Annotated in this window: 10 protein-coding genes; 5 read left to right on the forward strand and 5 right to left on the reverse strand. The window is 60.4% G+C overall.

Annotated features, from left to right (window positions below; translation table 11 throughout):
- Positions 1-95 precede the first annotated feature (95 nt).
- The 3 genes from ACQ4WO_RS10470 to ACQ4WO_RS10480 all read right to left on the reverse strand — a co-directional run bounded on the left by ACQ4WO_RS10470 (position 96) and on the right by ACQ4WO_RS10480 (position 3,850).
- Positions 96-2,360 carry an arginine/lysine/ornithine decarboxylase gene (locus ACQ4WO_RS10470; protein WP_034755510.1) on the reverse strand — a complete coding sequence of 755 codons (2,265 nt, stop codon included), beginning with the start codon at positions 2,358-2,360 and terminating at the stop codon, positions 96-98.
- 237 nt (positions 2,361-2,597) lie between these two features.
- The gene (locus tag ACQ4WO_RS10475; protein WP_436481339.1) at positions 2,598-3,083 is read right to left on the reverse strand and encodes a dihydrofolate reductase; all 486 of its coding nucleotides are present in this window, start codon (positions 3,081-3,083) and stop codon (positions 2,598-2,600) included.
- Positions 3,084-3,091: 8 nt separating this feature from the next.
- A complete protein-coding gene (locus ACQ4WO_RS10480) occupies positions 3,092-3,850 on the reverse strand; it encodes an alpha/beta fold hydrolase (RefSeq protein ID WP_436481340.1) in 759 nt (252 codons plus the stop codon).
- A 238-nt stretch (positions 3,851-4,088) separates the two neighbouring features.
- Between ACQ4WO_RS10480 and ACQ4WO_RS10485 the strand changes: the two genes are divergently transcribed.
- The 4 genes from ACQ4WO_RS10485 (at position 4,089) to ACQ4WO_RS10500 (ending at position 9,790) form a co-directional block, all read left to right on the forward strand.
- Entirely contained in the window at positions 4,089-4,664 is a 576-nt protein-coding gene (locus ACQ4WO_RS10485) for a TerD family protein (RefSeq protein WP_128142912.1), read from the forward strand.
- A gap of 76 nt (positions 4,665-4,740) precedes the next feature.
- Positions 4,741-5,994 (forward strand): TerD family protein, encoded by a 1,254-nt coding sequence (locus tag ACQ4WO_RS10490; protein WP_436481341.1) that lies wholly within the window; start codon positions 4,741-4,743, stop codon positions 5,992-5,994.
- A gap of 9 nt (positions 5,995-6,003) precedes the next feature.
- Positions 6,004-7,329 carry a VWA domain-containing protein gene (locus ACQ4WO_RS10495; protein WP_436481342.1) on the forward strand — a complete coding sequence of 442 codons (1,326 nt, stop codon included), beginning with the start codon at positions 6,004-6,006 and terminating at the stop codon, positions 7,327-7,329.
- Between the two features lie 181 nt (positions 7,330-7,510).
- A complete protein-coding gene (locus tag ACQ4WO_RS10500; RefSeq protein ID WP_436481343.1) occupies positions 7,511-9,790 on the forward strand; it encodes a TonB-dependent receptor domain-containing protein in 2,280 nt (759 codons plus the stop codon).
- On the opposite strand, the gene ACQ4WO_RS10505 is transcribed toward ACQ4WO_RS10500, so the two are convergent.
- A complete protein-coding gene (locus ACQ4WO_RS10505; RefSeq protein ID WP_436481344.1) occupies positions 9,787-10,827 on the reverse strand; it encodes an SMI1/KNR4 family protein in 1,041 nt (346 codons plus the stop codon). The genes ACQ4WO_RS10500 and ACQ4WO_RS10505 overlap by 4 nt on opposite strands.
- Before the next feature lie 149 nt (positions 10,828-10,976).
- On the opposite strand from ACQ4WO_RS10505, the gene ACQ4WO_RS10510 reads away from it, so the two are divergent.
- Positions 10,977-11,957, forward strand: coding sequence for an ankyrin repeat domain-containing protein (locus tag ACQ4WO_RS10510; RefSeq protein WP_436481345.1), 981 nt, complete (start codon positions 10,977-10,979; stop codon positions 11,955-11,957).
- A 32-nt stretch (positions 11,958-11,989) separates the two neighbouring features.
- On the opposite strand, the gene ACQ4WO_RS10515 is transcribed toward ACQ4WO_RS10510, so the two are convergent.
- Complete coding sequence (locus ACQ4WO_RS10515) at positions 11,990-12,964, reverse strand: thymidylate synthase (RefSeq protein ID WP_034755526.1); 975 nt, start codon at positions 12,962-12,964, stop codon at positions 11,990-11,992.
- Positions 12,965-12,994 lie beyond the last annotated feature (30 nt).

The raw sequence follows: 12,994 nt of genomic DNA on the forward strand, positions 1-12,994 counted from the left end.
TCACAAGAATGGCTAAAAACGTTCAGGGCAAGGCGCATTGCCGAAGACAGTACGAGTAGTACGGCTAGGCAATGCAACGCCGCCATGGACGATTTTTAGACGTTCTCGTCCAACTTGACACAGTCAACAAAGTATCCGCGTTTGCCATCGACTTCGCGTTTCACGAGACCATGCACATCCGTCTCGAAGCCAGGGAAGCGCTCGTTGAAGTCGCGCGCGAAGCGCAGGTAGTCGACGATGGTCTTGTTGAAGCGCTCGCCCGGGATCAAGAGCGGAATGCCCGGTGGGTATGGCGTCAGCAGGATGGACGTGATGCGGCCTTCCAGTTCGTCGATGGCCACGCGCTCGATTTCGCGGTGCGCCATCTTGGCGAAGGCGTCTGACGGCTTCATGGCCGGGATCATGTCCGACAGATACATTTCCGTCGTCAGACGCGCCACGTCGTAGGCCTTGTAGAAATCGTGGATTTGCTGGCACAGGTCGCGCAAGCCCATTTTTTCGTAGCGTGGGTTGGCCGCCGCAAATTCCGGCAGGATGCGCCACATCGGCTGGTTTTTGTCGTAGTCGTCCTTGAACTGCTGCAACGCGGTCAGCAGGGTATTCCAGCGGCCCTTGGTGATGCCGATGGTAAACATGATGAAGAACGAGTACAGGCCGCATTTTTCAATGATGACGCCGTGCTCTGCCAGGTACTTGGTGACGATGGACGCGGGGATGCCCGTGTCGCCGAACTGGCCGTCCAGCGACAGGCCCGGGTTGACGATGGTCGCCTTGATCGGGTCGAGCATGTTGAAGCCGGGAGCCAGGTCGCCGAAGCCGTGCCAGTCATCCTCGGCACGTATCATCCAGTCTTCCTGCTGGCCCATGCCTTCGTCGTTGAAGCTGGACGGACCCCACACCTGGAACCACCAGTCCTGGCCCCATTCCTGGTCGATCTTCTTCATGGCGCGGCGGAAATCGAGCGCTTCCATGATCGATTCTTCCACCAGGGCCGTGCCGCCCGGCGCTTCCATCATGGCCGCGGCCACGTCGCACGAGGCGATGATGGAATACTGCGGCGACGTCGACGTGTGCATCAGGTAAGCCTCGTTGAAGGCGTCCTGGTCCAGCTTGACCGTATCCGATTCGCGCACGAGGATTTGCGACGCCTGCGACAGGCCGGCCAGCAATTTGTGCGTCGACTGGGTGGAGAAGATCATCGATTCCTTGGCGCGCGGACGGTCCTTGCCGATGGCGTGCATATTCTTGTAGAAATCGTGGAAGGTGGCGTGCGGCAGCCATGCTTCGTCGAAGTGCAGGGTGTCGATCTTGCCGTCCAGCATTTCGCGCAGGGTTTCCACGTTGTAGATCACGCCATCGTAGGTCGATTGGGTGATGGTCAGAATGCGCGGTTTCTTGTTCTTTGCTTCGCGCGCGAACGGGTTCGCCTCGATTTTGCGGGCAATGCTTTCCGGCGTGAACTCGTGCAGCGGGATAGGGCCGATGATGCCCAGGTGATTGCGCGTCGGCATCAGGAACACGGGAATCGCGCCGCACATGATGATCGAATGCAAGATCGACTTGTGGCAATTGCGGTCGACGACGACGATGTCGCCTGGCGCCACGGTCGAGTGCCACACCATCTTGTTCGAGGTCGAGGTGCCGTTGGTGACGAAATAGCAATGGTCGGCATTGAAGATGCGCGCCGCATTGCGCTCGGACGCGGCCACAGGACCCGTATGGTCGAGCAGTTGGCCCAGTTCTTCGACGGCGTTGCAGACGTCGGCGCGCAGCATGTTTTCACCGAAGAACTGGTGGAACATCTGGCCGATCGGCGACTTCAGGAAGGCCACGCCGCCCGAGTGGCCGGGGCAGTGCCACGAGTAGGAACCGTCGTTGGCGTAGTGCACCAGCGCGCGGAAGAACGGCGGCGACAGGCCGTCCAGGTAGGATTTCGCTTCGCGGATGATGTGGCGCGCGACGAATTCCGGCGTATCTTCGAACATGTGGATGAAACCATGCAGTTCGCGCAGGATATCGTTGGGGATGTGGCGCGACGTGCGCGTTTCGCCGTACAGATAAATGGGGATGTCGGCGTTCTTGTAGCGGATTTCCTCGACGAAGGCGCGCAGCGATTTCAATGCGTGGTCGGTTTCCTCGATGGAACCGCCGCCGAATTCCTCATCGTCGATCGACAGCACGAAGGCTGACGCGCGCGATTGTTGCTGGGCAAATTGCGACAAATCGCCGTAGCTGGTCACGCCCAGCACTTCCATGCCTTCTTTTTCCATTGCGGCGGCAAGGGCGCGAATGCCCAGGCCGGACGTATTTTCAGAACGGAAATCCTCGTCAATGATGACGATAGGGAAACGAAATTTCATGCATGTCTCCAAAAAAGCAAGCCGCCCCTGACAGATGTGAAGGGGCGGACTAGGGCGCGACCTCAGGCGGTGATACAAGCCGGCAGCCGCAGAAAAAAAATAAGAACGGGATTCTCGCAGAAATGCGGCCTCTGCGGGAAAAAATATCGTAGCAAAGCGTCACAAGCGTACGCTAGCGTGACGCATGGGTGTGACAGGGGTATTACAGCAACATTCTGGCCATCATTCTCAACCTTGTCAGGCTTTGCGTTCCAGCGTGACAAAGGCGTAAGGCAGGCCGGATTTCTCCGAAACATGCGCTACACGCGCGGTCTCTTGCCACACGGCATGGTCAACGGCGGGGAAAAAAGCGTCGCAATCGAATGTCTGGCCGATTTCCGTGATCAGCAAACGCTGTGTCAGGGGTAGTGACTGCTTGTAGATCTCGGCGCCGCCGATGACGTAACCTTCGGCGCCGTCGAGCAGGGCGATGGCCGCTTCCACCGACGATACCGCTTCCACGCCCTCATGGCGCCAGTCCGGGTTGCGCGTGATGACGATGTTGCGGCGGTTCGGCAGCGGACGGCCGATGGAATCGAAGGTCTTGCGGCCCATGAGGACGGGATGGCCCGTCGTCAAGCGCTTGAAATGCGCCATGTCTTCCGGCAATTTCCACGGCAGGGTGTTGTCGATGCCGATGCCGCCTTGCTGGTCGGTGGCGACGATGATGGTCAGATGGCTCATTGGTTCTGTCAAAGTGGTGGGGGCGATGCCCGATGCCCGTCATTATCGTTGAAATTGCCCGCTGCCTCCAGATGCACACGCATGGCGTCGGCCAGCGGGCCCGGCGCCTCCAGCGGAATCATGTGGCCGGTGTTCTCTTTCAGCAGGTGCAGGGTGGCCTGCGGCAGGCGGGCGGCCATGGCGCGCAGATCGTCGGGATCGACGAGCTTGTCGTCTTCGGCGCCCACGATCAGCACGGGAAAATCGAGTTCCGGCAAGCGCGCCATCAGGTCGGGGCGATCGATGGTGGTGACGAATTGCGCCAGCAGCACGTCCTTGCCCAGGTCCAGCCCCATTTGCCGGATCAGATCCGTGATCGATGCATCGTCCAAGTGCGACGGGTGCAGCAGTTCGCGCAGGCGCTGGCGCGTGATGCCCGCATAGGCATTGCGTTCCAGCATGGCGACAATGCGCTGGCGCGCTTCGATTTCCGCCGGCAGCAAACCTTTGGCGGAATTGGCGATCAAAGTAAGGGACTGGACACGCTGCGGGTGCGCCAGCGCATGTTCGAGCGCCAGATAGGCGCCCAGCGAAAAGCCCACCAGATGGGCCTGTTGGGCGCTGTGGCTGGCGATCATCTGCTGCATCTGCGGGCGCGTGCGCGCCTCATGCAGGGGCACGTGCCGCAGATCAAAGGCGCCGCCCAGGGCAGGCGCCAGGCGCGACCACAGGCGCTCGTCGCACAGGGTACCGGGGATGCAGTCGAGCCGTATCTTGGTGTTGTTCAAGGATAAGCCGGGGTTCAAGGATGATGAAAATTTTTGTCGAGCGGCATTATCCATCATTTTGCGCATTGGGACAGCGGCATGGTATTTTCTGTATGGCATTATTTTTAATAGTGCGCGGCTGGCAAGTAGTCACTTTATGGTAGGCTCATGGCTCATCAAGCCGGTACACCGGCGACGTGACCTGTAACACCGAATGCAACCCTTAGCAACCAACCCTATTAAACAAAGAGGAATTACCATGGCGATCAGTTTGCAAAAAGGCGGCAATGTCAACCTGAGCAAGGAAGCTCCTGGCTTGAAGAAAATCGTGATTGGCCTGGGCTGGGACCCGCGCGCCACCGATGGCGCCGCATTCGACCTGGACGGCAGCGCCTTCCTGCTGAAAACGGATGGCAAGGCCCGTTCCGATGCCGATTTCATTTTTTACAACAACCTGAAGTCCGCCGACGGCTCCATCGCTCACGCTGGCGACAACACCACGGGCGGCGGCGATGGCGATGACGAGAAAATCGCCGTCGACCTGGCCAACGTGCCTGCCGACATCGACAAGATCGCCGTGGCCGTCACCATCCACGACGCGGAAAACCGCAAGCAGAACTTCGGCATGGTCGGCAAGGCCTACATCCGCTGCCTGAACGGCGACAACGGCGCGGAAATCGCCCGCTACGACCTGTCGGAAGACGGCTCGACGGAAGCGGCCATGATCTTCGGCGAAGTCTACCGTGCCGGCAGCGAATGGAAATTCAAGGCCATCGGTCAAGGTTTTAAAGGCGGCCTGGGCCCTCTGGCCCGCTCTTTCGGTATTAATGCTTAAAAAGCAGTTATTTGCGTAAATGTACCGGGTGGCACCGCTGCCCGGTTCTGCCTTTCCCATCTTTCTCCCTGATTCCATGGAAAACCTGATCAAGGGGCAGCGCCTGGCGCTGTCCGGCCTCGTCACGGGCAATATTGTGCAGCTGGGTCTGGCCAGCGCCGGCGTGCCGCTGGACTTTGCCTGTTTCGGCCTCGACGCCACCGGCAAGCTGTCCGATGACCGCTACATGACTTTCTTCAACCAGCCCCGTACGCCGTGCGGCGGCGTGGAAACCTCGTCGCCGTCCGGCGATGCGGCCGGTTTCAGCTACCAGCTCGACCGCTTGCCTGCGTCCATCGAGCGCCTGGTCGTCACGGCCGCCATCGATGGCGACGCCACCATGGCGCAGCTGGGCAGCGGTCATCTGCGGCTGCTCGACGGCGGCAGAGAATTGGCCCGCTACACGTATGCGGGCGCCGATTTTGCGCAAGAAAAAGCCGTCATGCTGGGCGAGTTCTACCGCAAGGATGGCGGCTGGCGCTTCATGGCCGTGGGCCAGGGTTTCAATGGCGGCCTCGATGCGCTGGTCGCGCATTTCGGCGGCGAGGTAGCGCAGGCGTTAGCGGAACCGGCGCCGGCGCCCAAGATTTCCCTATCCAAAATTTCGCTGACCAAGGCGGGTCAGACGCACAAGGTGTCGCTGGAAAAGGGCGCGGGCGCGCCGAGCAAACTCACCGTCAAGGCCACCTGGGTCGATAACGGCGATGGCGACGACGATAACGACGACCTCGATTTACGTGTCGGCATCCTCTTGCCGAATGGCCAGATGCGCTTCATCCAGGCGCCGGACACGGCAGGCAGTTTCGACGCCATGCCCTACGTGCGCCACCTGGGCGACGTGGCGGGCGCGGCGGGCAAGGAGCCGGCCACGGAAACAGTGGAAGTCAATCCCGCGCTGGCGCAGCATTACGGCGGCACGGTGGGCCTCGTCTTCAGCGTGTATTCGGCGGTGGCCAATGGCGCCGTCTCGGTCGCGTCCATGCGGCCGAAGATGGTCATGCAATACGGCGAGCAGATCGTCGAGTGCGCGTTCGACTTCCGCCTGTCCAAGGCGGCCGACGATGATTCCGTCTACACCTATGTGATCGGCATGGCGCGCGTCACGAACGACAGCATCATCCTCGAGCCGTCCGGCAAGACGTCGGAGCCGGGCAGCGAAGCGACGCCGTGGCTGAGCTGGCAGGGCGAGAACCTGCAACTGGCCTTCAACGGTCCCGTCGTCTTCAAGGGCGAGGACAAGGAAGACGAAGATGATTGCAATGCCGACAATCCACGCCGCTACATCGCCTAGGAGACACTGATGGAAACCTTGTCCAAGGGACAGCGCTTGCCGCTGGCCAATCTCGTTCCCGATGGCGTGCTGCAGATCGGCGTGGCCGCGCAGGGGCTGGCGCTCGACGTGGCCTGCTTCGGCCTCGATACGGCCGGCAAACTGTCCGACGAACGCTACATGACCTTTTTCAACCAGCCGCGCACGCCGTGCGGCGGCGTGGAAGCGCGTGCCGGCAGCGGCGGCGACACGACCGAGTTTGCCTTGCAGCTGGCGCGCTTGCCGGCCGGCATAGACCGCCTCGTCGTGACGGCGTCCATCGATGGCGGCGGCGTGATGTCGCAGCTGCAAGCTGGCCACGTGCGCCTGCAGGCGGGCGGACGCGAGCTGGCCCGCTTTGCCTTTGCCGGTACGGATTTCGCCCAGGAAAAAGCCGTCATGCTGGCAGAGATCTACCGCAAGGATGGCGGCTGGCGCTGCATGGCCGTGGGACAAGGTTTTAATGGCGGACTCGATGCGCTGGTGCGCCATTTCGGCGGTGAAGTCGAGCAGGCTGTCCCCGCAGCGGCCTCGGCCGTCATGCAGGCGAAGATCAACCTGGAAAAGCGCGTTGAACGGGAAGCGCCGCAACTGGTCAGCCTCGTCAAGCAGGCGGGCGTGTCCCTGCAAAAAGTGGGGCTGTCGGAGCACCGCGCCAAGGTGTGTCTGTGCCTCGATATTTCCGGCTCCATGGGACGGCTGTATAAAGAGGGGCTGGTGCAGCGTTTTGCCGAACGCATCCTGGCCCTGGGCTGCAAGTTCGACGACGATGGCGAGATCGATGTTTTCCTGTTCGGCAAGAACGTCCACCATCCGGCGCCCATGGCCTTGAGCAACTGCAATACCTATGTGAGCCAGGCGATTCAGCGCCATCCGCTCGAAGGCGATACGCGCTATGGCGCCGCCATGCAGGCGATCCGCGCGTTTTATTTTCCCGACAAGGCCGGCGGCGAGCGCACGCGGCCCGTCGCGGCCGAGCTGCCCGTGTACGTCATGTTCGTCACCGATGGCGGCACGAGCGACCAGGCAACGACGGAGAAACAATTGCGCTGGGCCAGCAATGAGCCCATCTTCTGGCAATTCATGGGCATCGGCAAGGGGCGCAAGTCGAAAAGCAAGTTTCTTTCCGCCTTCGCCGATTCCGATTTTCCCTTCCTGGAAAAGCTCGACGAATTGCAGGGGCGTCTGGTCGACAATGCCAATTACTTTTCCGTCAGCTCGCCCGACGAGCACAGCGACGCGGAACTGTATGACTTGTTGATGACGGAGTATCCGGGCTGGCTGAAACTGGCGCGCGGCAATGGCTTGCTGAGGTAATGGCTATCGGATGAGGCTGTATGACCACAAGTGCAAGAGATTTGTAAATTGAAGTAAATAACAATGGTTCGCATTTGCTTTGCGTAATGGAGTCATGGCATGCTTTAACTGTGCCCACACCTGTGCCCTCACGCCACGGCGTAGTGCCTCATCCGTAGCGTCTCCATTATTTTTTAAGCAAATGCATACAATCCTCTTTCACTGTCTGGCGGGCGGCAGCCTGCTCGTCTCCGGCGCCGCTGTCCAGGCCCAAACCACGACTACCAGCGGCGATACCGTCGTCAAGCCCGCGCCGGTCAAAGCGCCCGCTGCCGATGCGCCGCCTTCCGTCAGCGTGACGGCCGAGCGCCCCACGGGCCGTATCGACAGGCAAGTCTACGACGTCAAGTCCGACGTGGGCAGCAGCAACGGCACGGCGGCCGATGCCTTGAACAATGTGCCGTCGGTGGCCGTCGATCCCGATGGTTCCGTATCCCTGCGCGGCAGCAGCAATGTGCAGATATTGATCGACGGCAAGCCGTCGGCCATGCTGCAGGGTGATTCGCGCGGCGCCACTCTGACCGCGATGGCCGCCGACGATATCGAATCCGTGGAAGTGATCAACAATCCCGGCGCCCAGTTCGGCAACGAGGCCGGTGGCGGCCCCATCCTGAACCTGGTGATGCGGCGCAACCGCAAGCCGGGCGGCTTTGCCACCGTCAACGCGAACGCGGGCATCGCGGGGCGCTACAACAGTGCCGTATCCGGCACCTACAACGAAGGCCCGTGGGGCTACCAGGGCGGCATCAATGTGCGCCATGACGGCCGCAATTCCGTGGGGGAGGTCAGCCGCGAGCGCCTGGAACGTGGCACGGGCGCCTTCGCCCCCAGCAGCCAGCAGTCCACCAACAATGGCTTGAACGACTCGCTGGGCTTGCACGGCACCGTCAATTACAACCTGAACGCCAACGACACCCTGGCCGCCAGCGTGTCGTATAACGGACGCAGCAACGACCAGCGCTCGCTCGACCGCTACATCAATGGCGACAGCACGGGCAGCACCATCGGCGACTATGCGCGCAGCACCGTGCGCAATGGCGACAGCCGCAACACCAGCTGGGGTGCGCGCTACGACCACAAGGGAGAATTGCCGGGCGAAACCCTCAAAATCGACTTGCGCGTGTCGTCGTCGACCAACGAGAGCGACAGCGATTACGCGAATACCTACGCGGTGGCGCCCGTCACCACCTTCGACAGCCGCGCGCGCCAGCACAGCGAAACGGGCAACCGCATCGTCGACTTCAGCGGCGACTACGAGCGCCCGCTCGCGGGCGGCACGGCCAAGCTCGGCTACAAAGTGGCTGACAACAAGAGCAGCTTCGACACTTTGTATACGGACATCAACCCGGCCAGCCTGGCGGAAATCGTCAACCCCATGCGCAGCAACCGTTTCGAGCTCGACGAGCGCACTGTGGCCCTGTATGGCTCCTACCAGATGCGCCTGACCGAACGCTGGGGCGCGCTGGCCGGCTTGCGCGCCGAATACACGGACTTGAACGTGCGCCAGATCACGAGCGGCATCGAGGCCAGCAACAATTACGTCAGCTACATTCCCAGCCTGTTCGCCACCTACAAGGTCAGCGACGAGAGCAACTTGCGCTTCAGCTATGCGCACCGCATCCGCCGCCCGAATGCGGGCGACCTGAATCCGTACGTGGTCTACCGCGACGAGTTCAATGTGTCGGCCGGCAACCCCAAGCTGAAACCCACGCAGACGGATTCGTTCGAGATCGGCTATGAAACGAAGATCGCGGGCCTGGAAAGCAGCTTGCGCGCCTACCACCGCCGCGACACGGACGCCATCGTCGATTACCGCTACTTTATCAGCGACAATGTGCTCTTGACCACGCGGGAAAACGGCGAGGGCAGCCATTCGAGCGGGCTCGAGTTCAGCGTCAGCGGCAAGCTGACGCCGTCGCTGACCCTGAACACGAGCGGCAACCTGGCGCGCAGCCAGCAGACGAGTTCCGACGACCTGGGCAACCGCAGCACGCGCACGGCGAACGCCCTGAGCGGCCGCGCGCGCCTCAATTACCAGTTCGATGCGGCCAACCAGTTGCAGCTGGCCCTGCAAATGCAGGGCAAGACGCTGTCGGGACAGGGCTACCGCTCGCCCAACAATACCTTGAATGTGAGCTGGCGCCACACGGTGACACCGCAGCTGAGCCTGGTCATGAATGTGACCGATGTATTCAGCAGCAACAAGATGGAAACCGTCATCAACAGCGCGTCCCTGCGCGAGACAAGCACGCGGCGCTTCGATGGACGCATGATTTATGTGGGGCTGTCGTACCGCCTGGGCGGCGCCACGTCGGCGGCGAAAGAGGGCGAACGGGAACCGCGCTTCGGTCCGCCTGGCGGACGCGGGCCAGGCGGACCAGGCGGTCCCGGACCGGGCGGCCCCGGTGGCGAACCGGGCTAAGCAGCTTTGGCGATTTCCTTGAGGAAGTCGACAAAGCTGTCCGCGTGGCGTTCAAAATGCCATGCGCCTGCGCCGTGCTCGGCCGTGTAGACGGGCGCGTCGCCATTTTCAATGGCAGATAGATCCAGGCAATACGGATCGGCGCCCGCATCGGCAATCACCACGTAGTGGGCCGGCCAACCGGCGATGACTTCCTGGTCAACCGGATTGTACGAGTAGCCGTGCTGTGCCTTGAGCAGCTCTGCCGCGCCGTACACGTTCAAGCCCTGGAAGTAGCGCTTGCTGTCGATATACACGCGCAGCGGAGAGTAGCGGGCCAGGAAGCGCCGGTACTGTTCCGGCAAAGCCCAGCGCTGGTCGATGGCGGCCAGGTCGGCATTATCCGCAATGACCAGCCAGTTCGATGGGCGCGCCAGGTCCTGGTCCTTCTTGCGTTCGGCCGCCAGTTTTTTTTCCAGTTTCGCTGCCGCTTTTTCCAGTGGGGAGCGAGGGTCTTCCAAAGACGCATGCGTGGCCGGTGGCGCAAACCCCGCACCGTCCGGATAGCCATCGCGCTGCCAGGCCAGCACATCGTCGAGGGGCAGGCTCTCGGCTTTCCAGTAGTCGGGAACGGCCGACAAGCCGGCGTCAAATGGCTGGCGGCTCAGCATGGCCAGGCTTTTCACGGCCTTGGCCCTGACTTGTAGCGGTTGCGAGTCCGAGAGAGCCAGCGCCACCACGGTCTCGTAAGCATCCTTGCCCTGGCTTTTCAGCAAGCCGTCGATGCCCCAGTAGGCCAGTTGCGGCATGGTCACGGCCCAGCTGAAAAATTCCTGCAATTCCTGCGCTTGTATCAGGTCCGCCATGGTGTGTACCAATGAGGTGCGCCAGTGCAGCAGCTGGCCGTCGCGCGCGTAAGCGCTCAATATGTCAAGCACGGCCAGTCGGTCGGTCTCGCCGTGTTTCTTGATCAGCCTATCCTTGAGCGTGGCGAACTTGACGCCGTCGGTTTCGTCGAACAGTTTGCGGTGCAGTGCTGCCAGTGGTGTGATCGCCATCGTCTTCCTGATTAATTTGTCTGCTGACTTCGGTTGAATGGATACTGTTCCTGACGGCCACCAGTAGAAATTCTGGACAATGCCGGACAGGTCAAATAATATTTTTATTGTAATATGTTGCCTGCTTCCATGATGGCAGGTTCGATCAAATGATGAAATTGTATTTCAAGACCAGTGTATTTTTATGCTGTCTGCTGGCTATCGTCTATTTGTTCTTGATGCGCAAGACCTTCCCCATGGCCAGTGATGGCAGTGGGCCCAATGGCGATGCGTTAATTGCCTTTTTCATCTTCGTTATCGCATGCATACTGCATGTCCATACTTTCATTCTGGCGCTTTTTCTATACAGGAATAATAAGAATGGCACCAGGATCGCATTGGGCATGCTGGCTGCAAGTGCGCTTTTATTGTCATCGCATGAAATCAGATCCATCGCCAAAAGGCAGCTGTCCGATTATCGATACAATTCCAGTGCGACCACCAAAACTTTCAAAGCGATCTGTTCAGGGACGCCTGCCGAGTTTTTCAGCTATTTCGATCAGATCCCGGACCGGGAAAAAACGTGGCGCTATGTGCGTGACCTGATGGCAGATTTGGCCAAGGCAGGCAGGGTCGATCTGCTTGAAGCACTAGAGATAAAAGGTTTTCCTGTCGCGGAGGCCGGTCACGAGCAGGACTGGACTGACGTGGTGTACGCGGCTGTTTACAGCGAAACACTGTCACCGGAACAACGTCTGAAGGTGCTGGAATGGCTGTTTTCCAGGGCAGAATCTTTTGAATTCTCCCTGAAACAGTCCAGGCATGCGTTTTTCTCGATTGAGAATTTTTCAAATGCGTTCAAGGATATCAATAATCCGAGCACCAGAAAAGTCTTTGATCTCCTGGTACGCCACGACGCCGACTTCAGGGGCAGCAATACCGGATATGTGCTCTGGTATTCGGCCCGCTTCGGGAACCTCGATCACGTCAAGTTTTTAGTTGCCCAAAAAGTCGACCCCAATTACGTTGACGGGAACTGGCATACAACCGCCCTGGACGAAGCCATCGATAAAAAGGACCAGGCTATTGTTCAGGAACTTTTGAGGGCCGGCGCAAAGAAGGCGAGTGAGTTGAAAAGCGCGGTTCAATAATATGAACTGATCCGCGCGTTACGCTACCCGGCTCAGACGGCCATCGCGGCCTTGATTGGCGCGTGATGTTCATAGCCTTCCAGCGAGAAATCCGATGGCTCGATCTTTTCCAGCCATTCCGGCTCGTACTTGCCCGTTTTCGCATAGTCGGGCACGCGGTCGGAAATGACAAACCTGGGCGCCGGGAACGGCGTGCGCTTCAATTGCTCTTCCACCATGTCGAGGTGGTTTTCATAGATGTGCGCGTCGCCGATGAAATAGGTGAACCAGCGCGGCGTGTAGCCCGTCAGGCGCGCCACCAGATGCAGCAGGGCCGCGCCTTCGGCGATGTTGAACGGCGTACCGAGGCCGATATCGTTGCTGCGCACATATAAGCACAGCGAGATTTCGCGCGTGCTGGCGTTCGGGATGAACTGGTACAGCAAGTGGCAGGCGGGCAGGGCGACGGCATCGAGCACGGCCGGGTTCCAGCCGTGGAACAGGATGCGCCGGCTGCCGGGATTCGTCATGATGGTGTCCAGGCATTCGCGCAGCTGGTCGACGGCCTTGTACAGCAGCACTTTTTGCACGCCGTCTTCGACGATGGGAGCAACGAGCGTAAAACCGTTCGCTTGCGCGTCGGCGATTTGCGCGGGCTGGGCGGCGTCCAGCAGTTTATACGCAGGCCACTGGCGCCATTGCACGCCGTACACGGGGCCCAGGTCATCCTCGCCTTCGCGGTAGGGGTTGGCCAGCCATTGCGCATTTTCATTGGCGTTCTGGTCCCACACCTTGCAGCCCAGCGCGCGGAATTCGGCCGCGTTGCGCGAGGCGCGCAGGAAGGCGCACAATTCGCCGATCACGGATTTGAAAGCCAGTTTCTTGGTCGTCACGGCAGGGAAATTGCCGTTGGCCAAGTCGAAACGCATCATGGCGCCCGGCACGCTCAGGGTGCGGATGCCCGTGCGGTTGTCTTGCCAGCTGCCCGTTTCGAGCACGGTCTTGATCAAATCTTGGTATTGCTGCATGTATTTCTCCAACGGTAAGGATGGTGATTG

This window comes from Janthinobacterium aestuarii, assembly GCF_051380835.1.
Lineage (GTDB): Bacteria > Pseudomonadota > Gammaproteobacteria > Burkholderiales > Burkholderiaceae_D > Janthinobacterium > Janthinobacterium aestuarii.